The 19,871-nt window shown below is 69.9% G+C and carries 12 protein-coding genes; 2 read left to right on the top strand and 10 right to left on the bottom strand.

Annotated elements, in window-relative coordinates; genetic code table 11:
• Window positions 1-23: 23 nt before the first annotated feature.
• A complete protein-coding gene (locus UG56_RS00995) occupies window positions 24-1,490 on the top strand; it encodes an FAD-binding protein (protein ID WP_071326810.1) in 1,467 nt (488 codons plus the stop codon).
• 466 nt (window positions 1,491-1,956) lie between these two features.
• On the opposite strand, the gene pulA is transcribed toward UG56_RS00995, so the two are convergent.
• The 9 genes from pulA to UG56_RS00950 form a co-directional block, all read right to left on the bottom strand.
• The gene (gene pulA, locus UG56_RS00990) at window positions 1,957-7,248 is read right to left on the bottom strand and encodes a pullulanase-type alpha-1,6-glucosidase (protein WP_045550476.1); all 5,292 of its coding nucleotides are present in this window, start codon (window positions 7,246-7,248) and stop codon (window positions 1,957-1,959) included.
• Between the two features lie 123 nt (window positions 7,249-7,371).
• Window positions 7,372-8,760 carry an alpha-amylase gene (locus UG56_RS00985; protein ID WP_045550475.1) on the bottom strand — a complete coding sequence of 463 codons (1,389 nt, stop codon included), beginning with the start codon at window positions 8,758-8,760 and terminating at the stop codon, window positions 7,372-7,374.
• A 205-nt stretch (window positions 8,761-8,965) separates the two neighbouring features.
• Window positions 8,966-10,132 carry a lipid-transfer protein gene (locus UG56_RS00980; RefSeq protein ID WP_045550474.1) on the bottom strand — a complete coding sequence of 389 codons (1,167 nt, stop codon included), beginning with the start codon at window positions 10,130-10,132 and terminating at the stop codon, window positions 8,966-8,968.
• Complete coding sequence (locus UG56_RS00975) at window positions 10,129-10,512, bottom strand: MaoC family dehydratase (RefSeq protein ID WP_045550473.1); 384 nt, start codon at window positions 10,510-10,512, stop codon at window positions 10,129-10,131. Before UG56_RS00975 ends, UG56_RS00980 begins: the two co-directional genes overlap by 4 nt.
• A complete protein-coding gene (locus tag UG56_RS00970) occupies window positions 10,509-10,913 on the bottom strand; it encodes a Zn-ribbon domain-containing OB-fold protein (RefSeq protein WP_256206371.1) in 405 nt (134 codons plus the stop codon). The genes UG56_RS00975 and UG56_RS00970 overlap by 4 nt, the downstream gene beginning before the upstream one ends.
• Window positions 10,910-11,422 carry an FAS1-like dehydratase domain-containing protein gene (locus UG56_RS00965; RefSeq protein ID WP_045550472.1) on the bottom strand — a complete coding sequence of 171 codons (513 nt, stop codon included), beginning with the start codon at window positions 11,420-11,422 and terminating at the stop codon, window positions 10,910-10,912. The genes UG56_RS00970 and UG56_RS00965 overlap by 4 nt, the downstream gene beginning before the upstream one ends.
• 79 nt (window positions 11,423-11,501) lie before the next feature.
• Window positions 11,502-13,682 (bottom strand): acyl-CoA dehydrogenase, encoded by a 2,181-nt coding sequence (locus tag UG56_RS00960; protein WP_045550471.1) that lies wholly within the window; start codon window positions 13,680-13,682, stop codon window positions 11,502-11,504.
• 50 nt (window positions 13,683-13,732) lie between these two features.
• Window positions 13,733-15,841: a right-handed parallel beta-helix repeat-containing protein gene (locus tag UG56_RS00955; protein ID WP_084100258.1), complete on the bottom strand. Its 2,109-nt coding sequence runs from the start codon at window positions 15,839-15,841 to the stop codon at window positions 13,733-13,735.
• Window positions 15,842-15,923: 82 nt separating this feature from the next.
• On the bottom strand, window positions 15,924-18,047 hold the full coding sequence (locus tag UG56_RS00950) for an acyl-CoA dehydrogenase family protein (protein WP_071326809.1): 2,124 nt from the start codon (window positions 18,045-18,047) through the stop codon (window positions 15,924-15,926).
• Window positions 18,048-18,211: 164 nt separating this feature from the next.
• Between UG56_RS00950 and UG56_RS00945 the strand changes: the two genes are divergently transcribed.
• Window positions 18,212-18,847 (top strand): TetR family transcriptional regulator, encoded by a 636-nt coding sequence (locus UG56_RS00945; protein ID WP_045549381.1) that lies wholly within the window; start codon window positions 18,212-18,214, stop codon window positions 18,845-18,847.
• Window positions 18,848-19,048: 201 nt separating this feature from the next.
• Here UG56_RS00945 and UG56_RS00940 read toward each other — a convergent pair whose 3' ends face one another.
• Window positions 19,049-19,792: a hypothetical protein gene (locus UG56_RS00940; protein WP_143054851.1), complete on the bottom strand. Its 744-nt coding sequence runs from the start codon at window positions 19,790-19,792 to the stop codon at window positions 19,049-19,051.
• Between the last annotated feature and the right edge of the window lie 79 nt (window positions 19,793-19,871).

Raw genomic sequence — 19,871 nt, 5'->3', positions numbered from 1 at the left:
GTGTTACACGGGAAGGCGGCGGCATGAGCGGTACAGCACTCCCCGACGTACTCTCCCCCGCCGACGTCGAGGAACGCTTCGGCGGCTGGTCGGAGGAGACCGACGTGGTCGTGGTCGGCTTCGGCGTGGCCGGCGGGGCGGCGGCGCTGGAGGCGGCGCGGGCGGGCGCCCGGACGATCCTCCTGGAGCGTGCCGCCGAGCCCGGCGGCACCTCGGCGATGGCCGGCGGCCACTTCTACCTCGGCGGCGGCACCCCGGTGCAGAAGGCCACCGGGATCGAGGACTCGGCCGAGGAGATGTTCAACTACATCCGCGCGGTCTCCAAGGATCCCGAGGACGACAAGATCCGGGCCTACTGCGACGACTCGGTCGAGCACTTCGACTGGCTCGAGGCGCTGGGCTTCGAGTTCGAGCGCTCCTTCTGGCCCGGCAAGGCGGTGATCCAGCCGGGCACCGAGGGGCTGATGTACACCGGCAACGAGAAGGTCCACCCCTTCCGCGACCTCGCCGTGCCGGCACCGCGCGGCCACAAGGTGCCGGTCCCGGGCGACACCGGTGGGGCCAAGCTGGTCGTCGACCGGATGGCCGACCGCCTGGCCGAGACCAGCGCGGAGGTCCGCTACGAGACCGGGGCCACCAACCTGGTGGTCGAGGACGGCCGGGTCGTGGGCCTGGCCTGGCGCCGGTTCGAGGAGCGCGGCGCCATCCGGGCCGACGCGGTGATCCTCGCCGCCGGCGGCTTCGTCGGCAACGCCGACATGGTCGCCGAGCACACCCCTCGTCTCGGCGAGAAGCTCTTCCCGCTGGCCTCCACCTACGACGACGGCCTCGGGCTGCGTCTGGGCGCCTCGGCGGGCGGCGCCTGGCGGTTCATGGACGAGCCGTTCCAGACCGCGCCGTTCTACCCGCCCTCGATCCTGCTGACCGGGATCATCGTCAACAAGGAGGGCAAGCGGTTCGTCGCGGAGGACTCCTACCACGCGCGTACGGCCGCCTTCGTCATGGAGCAGCCCGACTCGGCCGCGTTCCTGATCGTCGACTCGGCCCACATCGAGCACCCGAAGATGCCGCTGTGCCCATTCATCGACGGCTGGGAGACCGTCGAGGAGATGGCGGCCGGGCTGGGCGTGCCCTTCGAGACCCTGAACGCCACCCTGACCTCCTACAACACCCATGCGGCCGACGGCGAGGACCCCGAGCTCCACAAGGCACCGGAGTGGACCGAGCCGCAGGACACCGGCCCCTGGGGCGCGTACGACCTCTCCCTCGGCAAGGCGATGTACGCCGGGTTCACCATGGGCGGTCTGGCGACCACGGTCGAAGGAGAGGTACGCCGCGAGGACGGCTCCGCGATCGCGGGCCTCTACGCCGCCGGCGCCTGTGCGGCCAACCTCGCCCAAGATGCGAAGGGCTACGCCTCCGGGATGCAGCTCGGTGACGGCTCGTACTTCGGCCGGCGTGCCGGCCGGCACGCCGCCGGACTGAGGTGACGGGCCTCACAACCAGGGCCGCTCCAGCGATCCCCGATCGGCGACACCGACATCGGCCAGCTAGCCTTGACAGACCCCCACCAGGCGAACTGTTGCCATATCACATATTGCTTCGAACGTGAACGGCTTCGGTAAAGATCGGGACTTTCGACCCTACGCGCCTTCTTGCCCTGCCTGGTTATGTATACGCGACGCCGCGGGTATCGCCGGTCCAGGTCTCTTCCGACGCGTCCGCAGGCCCTCGCTCCCCACTCGACGCCTGTCGCCGAACTAGCCGAAAGGAATCCCCATGTTCGACTTCCGGAGCCCGGCCGGCCTGATGATCATCGCCGCCCTGGTCGTCATCGCGCTCGTGGTGATCGGCGCTGTCGCCGGCAACAGCCCCTCCTGATCTGACGCCGGCTTCCCGCCGTGGAAGCCGTCGGCCCCGGCTCGATGAGCCGGGGCCGCGTCCGTTTTCCTTCCGTCAGCGGGTGAAGACCGCGACCGTCCTGGCCGGCACGGTGAACGTGCCCGACGCCGGTTCGAACGAGGACGACTTCACGACCTCGTCCGAGCCGTCGGCCTGGGTCGGGTGCAGGCGGTAGTCCGCACCCTCAGCGGCCTTCACCGTCTGCTGCTGCGTCGTCGTGGTCGCGTTGAAGACGACCACGAGATCACCGAGGCGCATGGTGATGACGCCGGGCGTCTCCTCCTTCCCCGAGAGCGGGAACGACAGCTTCTCCTGGACCTGCCCAGCCGTGGCCAGGTGGAAGGCCGACTCGTCCGTACGGATCTTCAGCAGGTCCTGGTAGGCGGCCGAAGCACCGTCGATGTCGGAGCACGACGGAGTCGCGACCGAGGCCAGCAGCGGCTTGGCGTAGGGCCACTTGTCCTTGTTGTCGGTGGCCGGCGGCAGACCTCGCCCGAAGCCGTTGCCCTCCTCGCAGTCCCAGTGGATGGCGTTGAACCAGTCACCGGAGTCGTAGGAGTTGCGGTCCAGCGACTTCGAACGGAGCAGATCGGTGCCTGCCTGGGAGAGCGCCGGACCCTGCGACAGCGCGGCCGTCGCCATCGCGAGCACCTGCATCCGGGAGCGGTCCGCGGCGCTCGTGGAGGCGGGCAGCTTGAAGGTGAGCGCGTCGTAGAGGGACTCGTTGTCGTGGGCGTCGGCATAGGCGAGCGCGTCCCCCGGTGCGGCCGCGTAGCCGGCCGATGCACCGTTGTAGTCCACCTCGGCCCCCGTCACCTCGCGACCGTTCGTGTCGGTGAACGCGTAGTCGGCGAGGTTGCCGGAGAGCCCGACCTTGATCAGGTCCTGGTCGTGCAGCAGGCGGGCCCGCTGCTCCGCCTCGGTGCCGTTGGCGGCCGAGGAGTTCGGGTCGGTGTAGAGACCGCTCGCGAAGCCCTGGACACCCGGGTCGGCGTCGAACGGTCCCCCGCCGCGTACGGCGTCTCGGGCACGGTCGCTGAAGGTGGCGACGCCGGTGCCGGCCATGTTCTTCTGGGTGGCCTGCACGAAGCGGGCGTCGTCGGCGATCTCGCCGAAGTTCCAGCCCTCGCCGTAGAGGATGATCGACCGGCCGTCGACGCCGTCCTTCTCGAGGGTGAGGGCGTCCAGGGCCCTGCGGACGGCCAGGATGTTGGCCTTGGGGTGGTGCCCCATCAGGTCGAAGCGGAAGCCGTCGACCTTGTACTCCTTGGCCCAGGTCACGATCGAGTCGACGACCAGCTTGCCCATCATCGCGTTCTCGGGCGCGGTGTTGGCGCAGCAGGTGGAGTTGGCGACCGAGCCGTCGGCGAGCAGCCGCTGGTAGTAGCCGGGCACGATCTTGTCGAGCACCGACGTCTTCACCTGGCCGCTGCTCGTGGTGTGGTTGTAGACCACGTCCATCACGACCCGCAGGCCGTCCTCGTTGAGCGCCTTCACCATCTTCCGGAACTCGACGGTCCGGCCGGTGCCGTCCGGGTCGGTGGCGTAGGACCCCTCCGGGACCGTGTAGTGGTAGGGGTCGTAGCCCCAGTTGTACGCATCCCCGGCCGCCGCCGCGGCGACGCACTCCTGCTGCTTGTCGCTGTCAGGTGCATAGGAGGCGAGGTCGCAGTCGGGGGTCGCTTGGTCGGCCTTCTCCTCCGGGATGGTGGCGATGTCGAAGGCCGGCAGCAGGTGGACGTACGAGGTGCCCGCCTCGGCCAGCTCACGCAGGTGCTTCGAGCCGTCGCTGTCCTTGTCCGCGAAGGCGAGATAGCCGCCCGGGTGCTCGCTGGTCTCGTCCGCGACGGAGAAGTCGCGGATGTGCAGCTCCTGGATCTGGGCGTCCTTCATCGCCACGGCCTTCGGCTTCCTCAGCGTCGACCAGCCCTTCGGGGCGAGCGCCGTGTCGGCGAGGTCGACGATGAGGCTGCGCTCGGAGTTCGCGGTGAGCGCGACCGAGTAGGGATCGGTGACCTTGTTGGTGACGACCTTCTGGACGCTCGGCGCCCACACGTTCACGAGGTAGCGGTACTCCTTCCCGCGCCAGGCCGAGGCGGAGCCGGTCACCGACCAGACGCCGCTGGCGTCGTCGCGGCGCATCGCGATCTTCTTCCCGTCCAGCTCGAGCTTCACCGCGTGGGCCGTCGGCGCCCACACCGACAGCGTGACCTCGCCGCCCGTGAACACCGGACCGAGCGACGCCTTCTCGGCCTTCGCGGCGTAGAGGTCGTCCAGGATGCCCTGGGTCTGCACGCCGGTGCCGGTGACCAGGGCGCCGTTGCCGATGCGCTGGGTGAGCACGACCTGGCCGGCGAGCGCCTCGCGGATCCGGTCGCGGTCGCGGGTGTCTACGGTGAAGGCGGCGTACTCCTTGAGGTGCGGGAACGCTGCCTTCTGCTCGTCGGTGAGCGACGTCGGCCGGAGCCTCAGCCAGCGGCCCTCAAAGGTGAGCGCGCCGTCCTCGACCTCGATGCCGCCGTCGCGGTCGTAGACCAGCTGGGTGGACAGTGCCGAGCCGCTGGTCATCTCCTTCGGCAGCACGACGGTGGTCCGGTCGATCCACTGCGCGTGCGCCTTGCCCAGGTCGAGCTCGGGGGCCGAGCCGACCGACGGCAGCAGGTAGCCGGTGTCGCCGGAGTTGAGCCAGACCTCGTGGCCATACGTCGTCAGGTCGAGCGAGCGGTCGTTGGGGATGTCCTTCTCGTCGCCCTTGTGGACGATGTAGCTGAGCGAGGTCGCACCGTCGACCAGCGGCACCTCGAAGGTGACGCCGTAGGCGTCCTTGCCGGTCGGCTGCAGCGGCTTGGACCACTCGGTCGGGCTCGCGGCGCCGGTCCAGGTGTGCAGTCCCCAGCCGTCGTAGTCGCCGTCGGCCCGGTGGACGTGGATCACGGCCTTCGAGGTGTCGGGCGCCGGGTAGACGCCGTCGGGCCGGGTGGTCGCCTGGCCGTCATTCCCGGCCTGGACCCAGACCTCACCGGTCTCGGCGAGGTCGATCGTCCGCTGGCCGCCGTCGGCGGTGCCGTCCTTCTCGACCGTGTACGTCACCGAGGACGCGCCGTCGGGCAGCTTCACCCAGGCGAAGGCGCCGTAGGCGTCGCGGCCGCTGAACTCGCCCCTCTGGTCCCCGGCCCGCAGGGTCCAGCCGGTGTAGTCGCCGTCGGCGCGGCGGTAGTGCACGACCGCGTAGTCACGGTCGACGGCGCTCGGCGTCTCGGCGGCGGGGGTCGCTCCGGCGGTCGTCTCGGCGAGGTCGCTCGCGGTGCGGCCGTCGCGGTCGACCACCACGGCCTTGTAGCGCAGGGCGGCGCCTTCGGCGACGGTCGGAGAGACGTACTGGGTGATCTTGTAGGGGGCGTGGTCGACGGACGCGAGCGTGCGCCACTTCCCGTTGCCGATCTGGGCGGCGAAGACGACGCGGGCGTCCGCAGTCTTCCCCGGGTCCGCGGTGAGGGTGACGGTGCCGGTCGCGCCGGCGCCGGGGGCGGTCAGCGAGAGCGTGGGCTTCGCGGTGGCCGCCGGGAGCTCGGCGTCGGCGCGCAGCACGACCGAGGAGAGCGCCGGGACGGTCACGGAGATCTTCCCGTCGGCGGCGGTCTCCGTCCCGTCGCCGCCGTAGATCGTCGCGAAGGCGGCCGACTCCACGGGCAGCGTGACGGTCTTGGCCTCGGTCGCGTTGTTGATCGCGACCACGTACTCGCGGTGGTCGCCGATCCGGGAGAACGCGTAGACCGAGTCCTCGGCATAGAGCTGCTTCTGGGCGCCGTCGGTCAGGGCGGGGTGGTCCTTGCGGAGCTTCGCCAGCGCGGCGATGGAGGTGTAGAGCGGGTGACCGGTGTCGTACGCATCGGAAGCATGGGTGCGGTCGGTGCCGATCTGGTCGTCGTCGAGGTAGTCGGCGACCTTCGAGGCGAACAGCGTCTGGCGGGCGTCCTTGTCGCCGCCGGCGCCGGTGAAGCCCTGCTCGTCGCCGTAGTAGACGACTGGGTTGCCGCGGGAGAGGAACATCAGCTCGTTGGCGAGGCGGGCGCGCTGGACGAGCTCGGCGTCGCTGGCACCGGGGTGGTCGGCCGCGAGGAAGGCGCCGATCCGGCCCATGTCGTGGTTGCCGAGGAAGGTGACCTGCTCGTAGGCGTTGGCCTTGTCGGAGGCGTACTTGTAGTCGTCGGCGAAGACTCCTGCGAGCCGGTCGGCCGGGGCACCCAAGGAGGCGTAGGCGCGGGCGGCGTCCTGGAACGGGAAGTCGAGCGTGGCGTCGAGACGGCCGCGGGTGACGTACGGCGAGGTGACCTCGGTGTCGGCCGAGTAGACCTCACCGAACATGAAGAAGTCCTCGCGGCCCTGCTTGGCGGCGTAGGCGTCGAGCGCGGTCGCCCACTCGGTCCAGAAGTCGAGGTCGACGTGCTTGACGGTGTCGATGCGGAAGCCGTCGATGTCGAAGTCGCGGACCCACCGCTGGTAGATCCTCGTCATCCCCTCGACGACCTCGGGGCGCTCGGTCCACAGGTCGTCCAGGCCGCTGAAGTCGCCGTAGGTGGTCGACTCGCCCTCCCAGGTGGAGTCGCCGCGGTTGTGGTAGAGCGTCGGGTCGTTGAGCCAGGACGGCATCATCTCGCCGGTGTTCGCCGGGGTGTAGGGGAACGAGTCCTCGTCGACCTTCGCGTCGTCCGAGGACGGGTCGGCGTCGTCGAAGGGTCGGCCCTCGGTGTCGAGGTAGGGGAAGGCGCCCTTGGGGCGGTAGCCGTACTTCTTCTCTGCGTAGTCGACGGTGTCGGCGGTGTGGTTGGTGATGACGTCGAAGAAGACCTTCATGCCCTTGGCGTGGGCCGCGTCGATGAGGGTCTCGAGGTCCTCGTTGGTGCCGAAGTGGGGGTCAACCTGGGTGAAGTCGGTGATCCAGTAGCCGTGGTAGCCGGCCGAGGCGCTCGCACCCTCGCCCTGGACGGGCTTGTTCTTGAAGATCGGCGCCATCCAGATCGCGGTGGTGCCGAGGCCCTTGATGTAGTCGAGGCGCTCGGTCAGGCCCTTCAGGTCACCGCCCTGGTAGAAGCCCTTGTCGGTCGGGTCGAAGCCGGTCGCGGTGCGGCTGCCGGTCAGGCCGCCTTTGTCGTTGGCCGTCTCACCGTTGGCAAACCGGTCGGGCAGCACGAAGTAGAACTGCTCCCTGGTCGCGTCGTGACGGGCCGGCTCCGCGGCCAGCTTCGCGTCCGACGGCGGCTTCGGCGCGGCGGCCGCCGCGGACTCCGGCGTGGCCGTCTGCAGCGCCGTGGCCAGCAGTGCGGTCGCGATCACGGTCGCGGCCATCCGGGGCGCGCCGTGTGCGCCACTTCTTCGATTCACCGTTGAAGGCCTCTCTGGTTGTGCGGGGGTGGGGTGACCGGCCGTCCGGCGCCCATGGGGGGCGGCGCCGGACGGCCGGAGGTCGGATCAGCTGCAGCTCATCGCGCCGACGTGCAGCGCGAGGGCGGTGTTGGCCCCGAGGGTGGCGGTGAACTGGCCGGAGCCGTTCACGGTGACGCTCCTGCCGCTCTGTACGTCGCAATAGGTGCCCGCGGCCAGCGACGTCTGGAAGGTGCGGGTGAGGGAGAAGGTCTCGTGGTTGATCGCGACGTACGCCTTGCTGCCGCGGCCGAAGGCGATCTGGTCGCCGCCGTTGTCCCACCAGTCGGTGACGGCCTGGCCCCGGGCGGTGTTGCGGAAGGCGACCATCTTCTTGATCTCCGGCCAGGCGTGCTGGCACTTCCAGCCGTCCTGCCAGCAGGCGGTGACCGCACCGCCGTTGGGCGGGCCGGCGTCCTTGTCGCTCCACTCGTAGCCGGAGTTGATGTCCGGTGAGCCGTAGGGCCAGGCCAGCATGAAGACGTTGGCCAGCGTGTAGTTGGCGCCGTCCTTGTAGTTGAGGGTGTCGCCGCCGCGCTCGGTGTCGTGGTTGTCGACGAAGACCCCTGAGCTGCCCGAGGACATGTAGCCCCAGCCCTCGCCGTAGTTCTTCAGGTAGGCGAGGTTCTCGTTGTTGAAGACGCGCTTCAGGTCGCGGGCGTAGCGGAACTCCTGGACGTCGCCGTTGCCGAGGTACTCACTCGGCGAGACCGCCTCCCCCGCGCCGTAGATGGCCTCCTGCTTCCAGTAGACGTTCGGGTTGCTCAGCCGGGACTTGATGTTGGCCAGGTCGGAGGCGGCCATGTGCTTGGCGGCGTCGATCCGGAAGCCGTCGACGCCGAGCGAGAGCAGGTCGTTGAGGTAGCCGGCGATCTTGCCGCGGACGTAGTCCTCGCCGGTGTCGAGGTCGGCGAGGCCGACCAGCTCGCACTCCTGGACGTTGAAGCGGTCCTGGTAGTTGCTGATCGTGGCGGTGCAGTTGTCGAGGTCGTAGCTCGAGTAGAGACCGGGGTAGGCGTACTTGCTGTAGGAGGAGCCGCCGGTGCCGGTGCCGGAGCCCGCGGACATGTGGTTGATGACGGAGTCGGCGACGACCTTCACGCCGGCGGCGTGGCAGGTGTCGACCATGTTCTTGAAGGCGGTGCGGTCGCCGAGACGGCCCGCGATCTTGTAGCTGACGGGCTGGTAGGACGTCCACCACTGGGACCCCTGGATGTGCTCCTGGGGCGGTGACACCTGGACGTAGCCGTAGCCGGCCGGGCCCAGGGTGCTGGTGCACTCCTTGGCCACCGAGGCGAAGTTCCACTCGAACATCACCGCGGTGACGTCCTTGTCTCCCGGCGGCGCGGCCTGTGCCGGGGCCGAGACCGGGATCGTGAGCGCGACAGCAGCTCCCGCCGAGAGGGCAAGTGCGGCAGCCATGGACTTGAGAGCCATGGTTCCTCCTAGGTCGAAGGCAACGCGCCGTGTCCGGATGGGGGTGTGGGGTGACACGACGCGGCTGAATCTTGCTGCAAGATCTTGCAGCCTGACCGTATGAGTGATGCCGGTCACACGTCAACCCCTGAAGGGGAGGCAACTCACAGCAGCACCCCCGGGCGGGCCCGGGGGTGCAAGAGCTTGCGCAAAATTTCAGCGCAGATCAGGGTGCCGAGAGCACCAGCCCGCTCGTGGGTACGCCGGTGCCTGCGGTCACGAGCACATGGGCGGCGCCGGCGACCTGGTTCACGGAGGTGCCGCGCACCTGGCGTATACCCTCGGCGATGCCGTTCATGCCGTGCAGGTAGGCCTCGCCGAGCTGGCCGCCATGGGTGTTGATCGGCAGGCGTCCGCCGAGCTCGATGGCCCCGTCGCGTACGAAGTCCTTGGCCTCTCCCCTGACGCAGAAACCGAGCTCCTCGAGCTGCATGAGTACGTAGGGGGTGAAGTGGTCGTAGAGGACGGCGGTGTCGATGTCGGCCGGGGTGAGGCCGGACTGGCGCCAGAGGTCCTTGGCGACGACGCCCATCTCCGGGATGCCGATCTCGTCTCGGTAGTAGGAGGTCATCACGTACTGGTCGGCGGCGCTGCCCTGCGCGGCCGCGGCGATCGTGACCGGCGGCTGCGGCAGGTCGCGGGCGCGCTCGGGGCTGGTGACGACGATGGCGACGGCGCCGTCGGACTCCTGGCAGCAGTCGAGCAGGTGGAGCGGGTCGGCGATCATCCGGGAGGCCTGGTGGTCCTCGAGCGTGATCGGCTTGCCGTAGAAGAACGCGGCGGGGTTGGTCGCGGCGTGGCGCCGGTCGGCGACGGCGACGGCGCCGAAGTCCGCGCTGGTCACGCCGTAGTCGTGCATGTAGCGGCGCGCCTGCATCGCCACGGTCGCTGCCGGCGTCGAGAGGCCGAGCGGGTAGGTCCAGGAGTTGTCGATGCCGTTGGTGTTGACCTGCTGGGCGGCCCAGGACTGCACCTGGCCGAACCGCTGGCCCGAGCGCTCGTTGAAGCCGCGGTAGGCGACCACGACGTCCGCGACACCCGTCGCGACCGCCATCGCGGCCTGCTGGATCGTCGCGCAGGCGGCGCCGCCGCCGTAGTTGATCCGGGAGAAGAACCGCAGGTCGCCGAGGCCGAGCTCGCGGGCGAGGGCGATCTCGGAGCTGGTGTCCATGGTGAACGTGGTCAGCCCGTCGACGTCGGCCGGGGTGAGCCCGGCGTCCTGCAGGGCGTCTCTGGTTGCCTCGACCGAGAGCTGGAGCTCGGAGCGCCCGGACTCCTTGGAGAACTCGGTCGCGCCGATGCCGACGATCGCTGCCTTTCCGCTCAGGCTCATGCGGCGACCCTCACGGTTCCGGTCACGTGCGCACCGAGCGAGACACTGCCGGTGACGGCGATCGTGGCGATCCCGTCACTGACGTCGGTGACCTCGCCGGTGAAGGAGAGCGTGTCGTAGGGGTAGGCCGGTGCACCGAGACGGATCGAGACCCCCTTGATCTGCACGTCGGTCCCCGCCCAGTCGGTGACGTAGCGCTCGCACAGCGCCGTCGAGGTCAGGATGTTCATGAAGATGTCCTTCGAGCCGGCAGCCTGTGCCCGGTCGCGGTCGTGGTGCACGTCTTGGAAGTCCCGCGTCGCCAGCGCGGTCGAGACGACCAGCGTCGGAGTGATCGGGAGCTCCCACGTCGGGATCTTCTCGCCGGTCTCGAGCTTCATGGCCGCCTCCAGATCGGGAGCGTCAGCTCCTCGTCAATCGTGTTCCAGTCGACGACCAGCCGTTCGCCGATCTGCAGGGCGTCCTCGCCCTCGGGTGGCACACCGGTCACCTCGGCCACCATGCGTACGCCCTCGGGCAGGTCGAGCAGCGCCACCACGAGCGGAAGCTCCTTGCCGGGCAGCTTGGGCGCATGGATGACGGTGAACGAGTAGACCGTGCCCTCGCCTCGGGCGACGACATGACCGCGGTCGTACGCGTCGCAGCTCAGGCACGCCGGACCGGGTGGGTGCCGCAGGGTGCCGCAGGCGTTGCAGCTCTGGATCCGGAGCTCCTGCTTGGCGGTGCCCTCGAAGAAGTACGCGTTGTCCCGGCCGATCACCGGACGGACCGGGCCGCTCATGCCGTGCCGCCCTTGGGGATGAACTTCAGGACGCGGAACAGCATGCTCGCGACACGCTCCTCGCCGACGTACCACGTGCTTCTGGACGTGACGAAGTAGCCGACGCCCATCCCGGTGCTCTTCGGGCCCACGACGGAGTCGAGCGCCGTGGTGACCCGGACCTGCTCGCCGACGCGGAGGTAGCGGTCGTAGGTCTGCTCGGAGTTGGTGCCGAGGACGCCGTGGAATCCGGCGTCGGTGAGCACGTTCATCATCGCGTGCAGCGGGTCACGGTCGGGATGCTTCCCACCCTGGCCGTACATCGTCCACACCTGCGCCATCGACGGCGGAGCCTCGCCCTGGTAGAAGCGCTCGGACTCGAGACCCATCGCCTCGAGCCAGTTGTTGATCGTGGGCTGGTTGACCAGGTCGCGGGCGTCGCGCTCGGCGGCCTCGCCCCAGGCCTTGATCTCCTCGGCGGCAGCCATGATCTTCTCGTGGACCGCGTCATCCACCAGCGGCCCGCTCATCGGGCCACCTCCGTAGCGCGAGCGCCAGAATACGGACGCGGCCCGATGAAAGATCCCATGGTCGCTCGCTGACGCTCACTCATCGCGGCACCCTCGGCATCCCGAGGCCGAACATCGCGATCAGCTCGCGCTGGACCTCCTGGACGCCACCACCGAAGGTGAGCACCAGGTTGCGCTTCGCCTGGGCGTCGAGATAGTCGAGCAGGCTCTTCGTGACCGGGTCCCCGGGATCACCGTGGCGGTGGACGAGGGCGATCAGGTCGGCGAGCAGGTGCTGGACCTGGTCGGCGGCGAAGACCTTCGAGGAGGACGCGTCCGCGACCTCGATCTCACCCTGCTCCGCCGCGCGCGCGACCTCCCAGTTGAGCAGCTCGTTGACACGGAAGACGGCGGTGGTCTTCCCGATCAGCGCGCGTACGTCCGGGCTGTCGGTGACGCCGTGCGTCTGCGCCCAGCGGAGGACCCGGTCGCGCAGACCTTCGATCCGCCCGGCCGGGCCGAGCATGACGCGCTCGTGGTTGAGCTGGGTGGTGATCAGCTTCCAGCCCTGGTTCTCCTCCCCCACCAGCATGTCGGCAGGGACGCGGACGTCGTTGAAGTACGTCGCGTTGACGTGGTGGGAGCCGTCGGCGGTGATGATCGGGGTCCAGGAGAAGCCCGGGTCGGTGGTGTCGACGATCAGGATCGAGATGCCCTTGTGCTTCGGGGCGTCCGGGTCGGTGCGTACGGCGAGCCAGATGAAGTCGGCGGCGTGACCGCCGGTGGTCCACAGCTTCTGGCCGTTGACGACGTAGTGGTCGCCATCGCGCCTGGCCGTGGTGCGCAGCGAGGCGAGGTCGGTGCCGGCCTCGGGCTCGGAGTAGCCGATCGCGAAGTGCACCTCGCCGGCGAGGATCCGGTTGAGGAACATCTCCTTCTGCTTGTCGGTGCCGTAACGGATCAGCGTCGGGCCGACGGTCTGCAGGGTCACCGCCGGCAGGTGCACGTCGGCGTACTGCGCCTCGTTGGCGAAGATCGTCTGCTCGACCTCGCCGAGGCCGTGGCCGCCGTACTCCTTCGGCCAGCCGACACCCATCCAGCCGTCGTCGCCGAGCTGCTTGATGAGCTTCTGGTAGGTCGGGCCGTGCCGGTCCCAGGAGCCCTCCGGGCCCGGATCGCCGGGCTCACCGTCGTGGGAGAGGCCCTCGAAGTAGGCCCTGACCTCCGCCTTCAGCGCACGCTGGGCGTCGGTGAGCTCGAGGTTCTTGTCTGCGTCTGCCTCCACAGGGACCGCTTCGGCCGGGGTGTCGAGCAGGTGGGCGATGTCGGTTCCCCAGGTGGTGAACCCGAGCAACGGGTACGTCACGTCGACCCCCATGCCGCCGTGGAGGTGGTGGCAGGTGCGGAAGGAGTACGGCGCGACCTGGCTGGCCCAGTAGGCGGCGACCCTCAGGTCGGTCGGTGTCGAGCGGCCGGCGTCGATCGCGGCCACCGCGTTGTCGGCGGCGAGGTCGAGCGTGCGGGAGGCGACGTAGACGTCGGCCATCTGCAGGGCGACCGCCTGGAACTCGGCGAGCGCCCGGCCGAACTGCCGGCGGCTGCTGACGTAGCCGGCGGTCAGGTCGCGTGCACCCGCGAGCACTCCGGCGGCCGTCGCCGCCAGCCCGGCGGTCGCGAGTCCGGTCAGGGTGTCGAAGGCACCCTCGCCCAGCGGCTCGGCCGGGGCGTCCTCGAGCACGATCGTGTGCTGCGGCACCTCACCCGAGGTGCTCGACGGAACGAGCGTGACACCTGGTCCGTTCGGGTCGACGAGCACGACCGCCGGAACCCCGGAGTCGCCCGCGGTCGCGGTGACCAGGAGGCGCGAGCTCTCGGCGGCGTACGTCACACCGGTCTTGCGCCCGCTCACGGTGCCGTCGCGATAGGTCGCAGCCGGGATCTCGGGCCGCCCTGGCTCGAGCCACGCCGGGCTCAGCAGGATCTCGCCGCTGGCGACCCCGGGCAGGAGCGCGGCCTGCTGATCGGCGGTCCCGTGGCTCGCGAGCGTCAGCGTGCCCACCGCCAGCGTCTCCCAGACCGGCACGCGGACCGCATGGCGCCCGGCCTCCCGCAGCAGCACCGCGATCTCGGTCAGGCCGAACCCCTCACCACCGTGGGCTTCCGGCACGGGCAGTGCGGTCAGGCCGGCGCTCGCCCAGGCCGACCAGTCACCCCGGTCGGACTCGCGGGCAAGGACCTCGGCCACCACGCTGCGTACGGCATCGAGCGTCTCGTCTCCCATGCCGAAACTGTAACGTGTTCTACTTCGGTGCGCGAGGGCTGGCCACAGAATCAGATGATCAGGCTGCCCAGGTTGCGGACGATCTCCTTGCCGATCTCGGCGCCGCCTTGGTTCGCGCCGGTGGCCATACCGGCCGCGATCCCGGCCACGGTCCCCTTGAGATAGTTGATGCCCCGGCGTACGGCCGTGCGGTCAGGCTCCTCCTTGGCCACCTCGGCGAGCACGGCACGACCTTCGGCGACCGCGTCCTTCAACTCATCGTCGGGGAGCCCGAGGGCGCCGAGCTGCTGCAACACCTGGGCGACGACCGTGGCGATGTCGCTCGCCTCGTTCACCGTCGCCTGCGAGCGGACCTGCTCCTGCCGGACGCTCTCCCGATTGCCCCACGCCAGCTGCCCGCTGGCATCGCCTTGGATGTTCGGCCCGCCGACGTAGGGCATGTCTCCGCCACCACTGCTCATCGAGCTCTCCTCGCTGTTCTGGCCCTGAATCACGGAGCCGTTTCCCCAGGCCATCGGGCCGTTGGCATCCCCCAGCACGAACGGCCCGTAGACGTTCGTCACCTGCCGTACCGTCGCGTCCTGATAGCTCGCCGAGCTGTCCGTGATCGTCCGGAGCGACGAGGTCAGCCCGTTGACGCGTACGTAGTCGTTCTTGGACACGGCGAGCCCTGTTTCCGCGGTCACGCTGCACCCGGTGATCTGACCGCTGCACTTGTCGAGCAGACGGAATCCGATGTGTGCCGCGTCCTTCACCGCGGTGTCCCTGACGTCGACGAAGGCGTCATGGATCCCGATGACACCGATGTCGCCGGGCCGGAGCAGGTCGCTGGCCTCGACCACCAGGGTGCCGTTCGCCATCGCGATCAGGCCGAACGACTCCATGTCCCGCAGCTCGGACCGCCTCATCACCAGGCTCGCCGTGCCCTGGATGCCGGCACCGCCGGCGGCGTCGGCGATGACGCTCTGCGAGATGGTGATCCGGGCCTCGTCGACGGCCGAGACCCCGAGTGGGCTGCAGCCGATGATCCTCGCCCGGGTGAAGGTGCCGGTCGAGGTCCCGCGGGCGTCGACGCCGACCGGCGTGTCCGTGACGCTCAGTTCGTCGAAGGTCGCGGTGGCGTCGGCGAGAAGCCTGACCCCGGCGAAACGAAGCCGACTCAGCCGTACGTCGCGGAACCGGGCCTCAGCTCCCTCGACGGCGATCCCCACCGCGGACCGCTCGACGGTGCAGCCACTGACGTCGACCGCACCCCACTGGCCACCCTCGGCTCCGTCGCCCTTGACGAAGACGCCGATCGCCTCGGCGTCCTGGATGACGCAGTCGCGGAACGTCCCGGCGCCCCGCTCGGAGACGTTGATGCCGGTCTCCACGCAGCCCACGGCGGTGCATCCGCTCACGGTCGGGTTCGCCCCCGACCGCGACGAGAAGGCGTGCCGGGCTTGGCGGACCGTCACGTCGCGTACGGTGCCGGTGGATCCCTCGGCGAAGCCGATCGCCGTGCCCGCGTCCTCGATGATCGTCGCCTCGATGTCGGCCCGCGCCCCGGCACCGATGACCGCCACCATCGTCTGGGCGCATGACGAGAACCGGCCCGATGTGATCGTCACGGACGAGCCGGCCTCGACCTTCACCGCGCTGAACCGGGGCCGGTCGATGCGGCAGTCCCGTACGCCCACACGGGCACCGTCGATCACCGCGATCGCGTTGTCCGGACAGTCCACTAGCTCACAGCTCTCGATGGTCCCCGAGGCGTTCGAGTAGAGCACCCTGCCGCCACGAAAGGTGGAGCTCCGCGCGGCGACCCTAGCGCCCGGCGCGGCCCAGAGGGTCACGAGGCCGCGGGTCTCGACGTCGATCTCCCTGGCCTCGAGCACCCCTCCCCGGCAGACGATGCCTTCGCCTCCGTCCGCGACCAGACGCAGCCCCACCAGGCTGACGGTCCCGTCGCTGTCGAGCAGCGGGCCGGCCTCCGAGCGGATCGTCACCGATCCAGGCACCTTGGCGACCAACGAGACGTTCCCGCGAACGACCAACTGCTCGACGTACGTCCCCGGCGCGATCAGGATTCTGGTCTCGCCGTACGAGCGGGCCGCCTCGTCGAGCGCCGACTGGATGGTGGGGTGACCCCGACGTCCTGCCCCGCCCGTCACACGCATCGTCCTGACCGACAAGGCGCCGCCTCCCTGAGTAAAGGTTCGACCCGAGCAGCCTAGCGGCTCGCGGTCGCGAGGGCAGGCGCTATCTGGGCAGGCCGAGCATCTGCTCGGCCGCGACGTTGCGGAGCACCTGGGTGGTGCCGCCCGCGATCGAGAGGCAGCGGGTGAGCTGCGACTCGTGCAGGTCCGCGCGCACCTGTGGGTCGTCGGTGAGCGCCAGCGGACCGAGCAGGTCGACGACGAGCTCGGAGGCGTCCTGGCGGTTGCGTACGGTCAGCAGCTTGGCCACCGAGGACTCCGCGCCGGGGCCGCGGCCCGCGAGCGCCTTGAGCGTCGAGCGGACGCCGAGCAGCGCACAGACCGTGGAGAGCGCGACCGCGTGGCCGACCCTGGCGAGCTCGGCATCGCCGCGGCCCGACGCGAGCGCGACGGCGCGTTCGACGCTGCCGCCGAGGTTGGTCGAGGCCATCGCGACGCGCTCGTTGGCCAGCGTCGTGCGGGCCAGGCGCCAGCCGCCGTCGACCTCGCCGACGACGAGCTCGTCGGGCACGAAGACGCCGTCGAGGAAGACCTCGTTGAAGAGCGCGTCCCCGGTCAGCTCGCGCAGCGGGCGGACGTCGATCCCCTCACTGCGCATGTCCACGAGGAAATAGGTGATCCCCTTGTGCTTGGAGACGTCGGGATTCGTACGCGCCAGGCAGATCGCCCAGTCGGCCTCGGCCGCGAGCGAGGTCCAGACCTTCTGGCCGGTCAGCCGCCAGCCGCCCTCGACGCGCTCGGCGCGGGTGGCCAGCGAGGCGAGGTCGGAGCCGGCGCCGGGCTCGCTGAAGAGCTGGCACCAGATGATCTCGCCGCGCAGCGACGCCTCGACGAACCGTTCGCGCTGGACATCGGTGCCGTGCTTCAGGATCGTCGGCACCGCCCACCCGGCGATCTTGATGTCCGGGCGGGTCACCCCGCCGGCGGCGAGCTCCTCGTCGATGACGAGCTGCTCGACAGGACCGGCACCGAGGCCGTACGGAGCTGGCCAGTGCGGCGCAAGGTAGGAGGCGTCGACGAGCGCATCGCGGCGCTCCGGCTCGGGGAGGGCGGCGATCGCGGCGACGGTCTCCTGCACTCGGGGACGGATCGCGCCGTCTTTGCCGTCGAGGTCGACGCGGACGGAGCGGCGGATGCCGGCCACGGCGTGCTTCGCCAGCGCCACCGCGTGGGCGTCGCCGGCACCGAGGAGGCTGCGCAGGGCGACCGCGCGGCGCAGGTAGAGGTGGGCGTCGTGCTCGAAGGTGAAGCCGATGCCACCGAGGACCTGGATGCAGTCCTGGGCAGCCCTGACCGCTCCGTCGAGCGCGACGACACCGGCGGTCTCGGCCGCGAAGGCCCACTGGTCGGTCTCGTCCTCGGCCGACGCCGCCGCGTCCCAGGCGCTCGCGGCCACCGCCTCGGCGGTCTCCAGCATCTGCGCACACAGGTGCTTGATCGCCTGGAACGAACCGATCGGCGCCCCGAACTGCTCGCGGACCTTGGCATACTCGACGGCCGTCGTCAGGCACCACTGCGCGATCCCGGACGCCTCGGCGGCGGCGAGCGTGAGGGCCGTACGCCGCACCGCCTCACCGCGCAGGCCCGGGACCTCGACGGCCTCGCCGGTGCCGAGGTCGACGTGCACCTCGGCGACCCGCCTGGTCAGATCGGGTCCGACCTGGGGACGTACGTCCGCCTGCTCCGCGGCGAGGAGGAACCAGTGCTCCTCGCCGTCGGCGCCGCGGGCGCCCAGCAGCAGCCGCGCGGCTCCGCCACCGTCGTAGACGACCGGAACCGTTCCGCGCAGGCGCTCGCCGAGCTCGAGGACCGGGTCCAGCGCGATCCCGCAGCCACCCGCGGTGACGGCCGCGACGAGGTCGTCGAGCCCGGCCGCACCCGTGTGAAACGCGGCCACCGAGGCGCCGAGGAGCGGGCCGGGGACCAGCTCCTGGGCGCACGCCTCGAGGGCCACCGCCGCATCCAGGAGGGTCCCGCCGCCACCGCTCGGCTCGGGCGCCGCGATGCCGGCGACGCCGTACTCCTCGACACCCCGCCACACCTCGTCGAATCCCGCGCCGGCGACTCCCTCGGCGGCGCGAGCCAGCGCGATGCCACCCAGGCCCTTCGCCCAGTCGCGCAGACTCTCGCTCAGGGCTTGGTGTTCGTCGGTGATGCCGATCGGCACAGCGACCTCCTATTGTTTCGGGAGCCAACGTCGGGAATAGAGACTGATGTAGAACGTGTTACAAGTCTAGACTCACGGAGGAACGTGTTTCACTCTCGGGCGCCGATGCGGTTAGCCTGAGATCAGCAGATCGAGATCCGGTCATAGTCCTAGGGGGACCACCAGTGACGTCCGTCAGCACGGAGCCACGCGACACCAACGGCCATGCCCCGGCCACCGCGCCCACCGGCGGGTCCGCGGCTCAGCGAGAGCGCCGACGGCGCATCCTCGACGCCACGATCACGCTCGCCGCCGAGGGAGGCTTCGACGCCGTGCAGATGCGCGCCGTCGCCGAGCAGGCCGAGGTCGCGCTCGGCACCCTCTACCGCTACTTCCCCTCGAAGATCCATCTGCTGGTCTCCGCGCTCGCGCGCGAGTTCACCAAGGACGTCGAGCGCTCCGCCATCCGCGCGACGCCGGGCGACACCGCCCACGAGCGGATCATGTACGTCCTCAACCGCCGCACCCGCGCCCTGCAGAAGCAGCCCAAGCTCACCGAGGCCCTGGTCCGCGCCTTCATGTTCGCCGACCAGTCGGTGACCGGCGAGATCCACGAGGTCGGCACCAGCCTGACCACCGTCATCGCCCGCGCCATGCACGGCACCCCCGACCACGGCGAGGTCACCGAGGAGGAGGCCGCCATCATCCGGATCATCTCCGACGTATGGCTCTCCGCCCTCATCTCCTGGGTCACCGGCCGGATGGACACCGAGGACGTCGAGAAGTCGATCGACGTCGCCGTGCGCCTCCTGCTGCGCTGACCCGCCGAGGCGTCACCCTGGTCAGCCGAGGCGTCACCCCGGTCGGCCGAGGCGTCACCCCGGTCAGCCGAAGGCGTCACCCCGGTCAGCCGAGGCGTCACTTAGGTCGGTCGAGTCGGCAAGGCGTGACGTGTCGACCGACGTACCTGACGTCTCGACCGACGTACCTGACGTCTCGACCGACGTACGTGACGTCTCGGCCTAGGTGCAGTCGGCCGGCTTCTCGAACGCCGACGCCTCCTCAGGAGTCATCGCTCGGCTGCAGCTCGAATCCCAGGTGTGGTCGTAGGGGCGGTCCTCGAGCCAGCCCGTGATCGCGAAGGGGCGGTCGCCGGGAGCCTTGATGGTCATCGACTCGCGCTTGCCGTTGTCGACGTAGTCGGCATCGAGCACCCACTGACAGGTCTTGCTCGCGCTGGTCGCCTCGATGGAGACGATCACGGTCTCGCCCTTCGCGAGCGTGACGGTTCCGCCGTCGAAGTAGGCCGAGCCGTCCTTGGCCGAGGTCACCTCCGGGACGGCTGCGTCGATGGCGGTCTTCAGCTCGATCTTCTCGCCCTCACCTGCGGGGACGTCGTCGACCAGGGTGCCGTCCCGGAGCGTCGTCGTGCAGGGGCCGGTCCTCTCCGGACGAAGATCGGTGATCACGATCGGATCGTTGTGGCGGCCGACGAGCGTCACCTCCCACGTCACACGGCCGGCGGCGTACCACTCGTGCTGCGCCTCCCAGTCGGGATCATTCACCTTGTTCACGGCGTCGGTCGTGTCGGTGAACGTCACCGAGTCGGGGATCAGCACCGGGCCGCTCTGCGGCTGTCGGCGTACGTCCACGATCTCGATACCGCTGCCTGGCTCGTCCCAACCGGCAGGCAAGAGGCCGTCGAACAGGTTCTGCAGCCCCACGTTGAAGGTCGCGGTCAGCGCAAGCGCGACGATACCGATCACAGCCGCGAGGTACTTCTTCAACAGCCGGCCGACCCGCCACAACCCACCCCTGTAGTGAGTCTCTGCGACTGGGGCCGCC

The organism is Nocardioides luteus, assembly GCF_000960475.2.
GTDB lineage: Bacteria > Actinomycetota > Actinomycetes > Propionibacteriales > Nocardioidaceae > Nocardioides > Nocardioides luteus_A.
The sequence above is the reverse complement of the archived record's forward strand: the minus strand, read 5'-3'. Positions and strand labels throughout refer to the sequence as shown.

What these genes read in the sequence shown, in the direction of transcription:
- pulA (WP_045550476.1), bottom strand. Translation starts at nt 7,248, where the DNA reads ATGGCCGCGACCGTGATCGCGACCGCACTGCTGGCCACGGCGCTGCAG.
- UG56_RS00980 (WP_045550474.1), bottom strand. Translation starts at nt 10,132, where the DNA reads ATGAGCCTGAGCGGAAAGGCAGCGATCGTCGGCATCGGCGCGACCGAG.
- UG56_RS00975 (WP_045550473.1), bottom strand. Translation starts at nt 10,512, where the DNA reads ATGAAGCTCGAGACCGGCGAGAAGATCCCGACGTGGGAGCTCCCGATC.
- UG56_RS00965 (WP_045550472.1), bottom strand. Translation starts at nt 11,422, where the DNA reads ATGAGCGGGCCGCTGGTGGATGACGCGGTCCACGAGAAGATCATGGCT.
- UG56_RS00985 (WP_045550475.1), bottom strand. Translation starts at nt 8,760, where the DNA reads ATGGCTCTCAAGTCCATGGCTGCCGCACTTGCCCTCTCGGCGGGAGCT.
- UG56_RS00995 (WP_071326810.1), top strand. Translation starts at nt 24, where the DNA reads ATGAGCGGTACAGCACTCCCCGACGTACTCTCCCCCGCCGACGTCGAG.
- UG56_RS00970 (WP_256206371.1), bottom strand. Translation starts at nt 10,913, where the DNA reads ATGAGCGGCCCGGTCCGTCCGGTGATCGGCCGGGACAACGCGTACTTC.
- UG56_RS00960 (WP_045550471.1), bottom strand. Translation starts at nt 13,682, where the DNA reads ATGGGAGACGAGACGCTCGATGCCGTACGCAGCGTGGTGGCCGAGGTC.
- UG56_RS00955 (WP_084100258.1), bottom strand. Translation starts at nt 15,841, where the DNA reads ATGCGTGTGACGGGCGGGGCAGGACGTCGGGGTCACCCCACCATCCAG.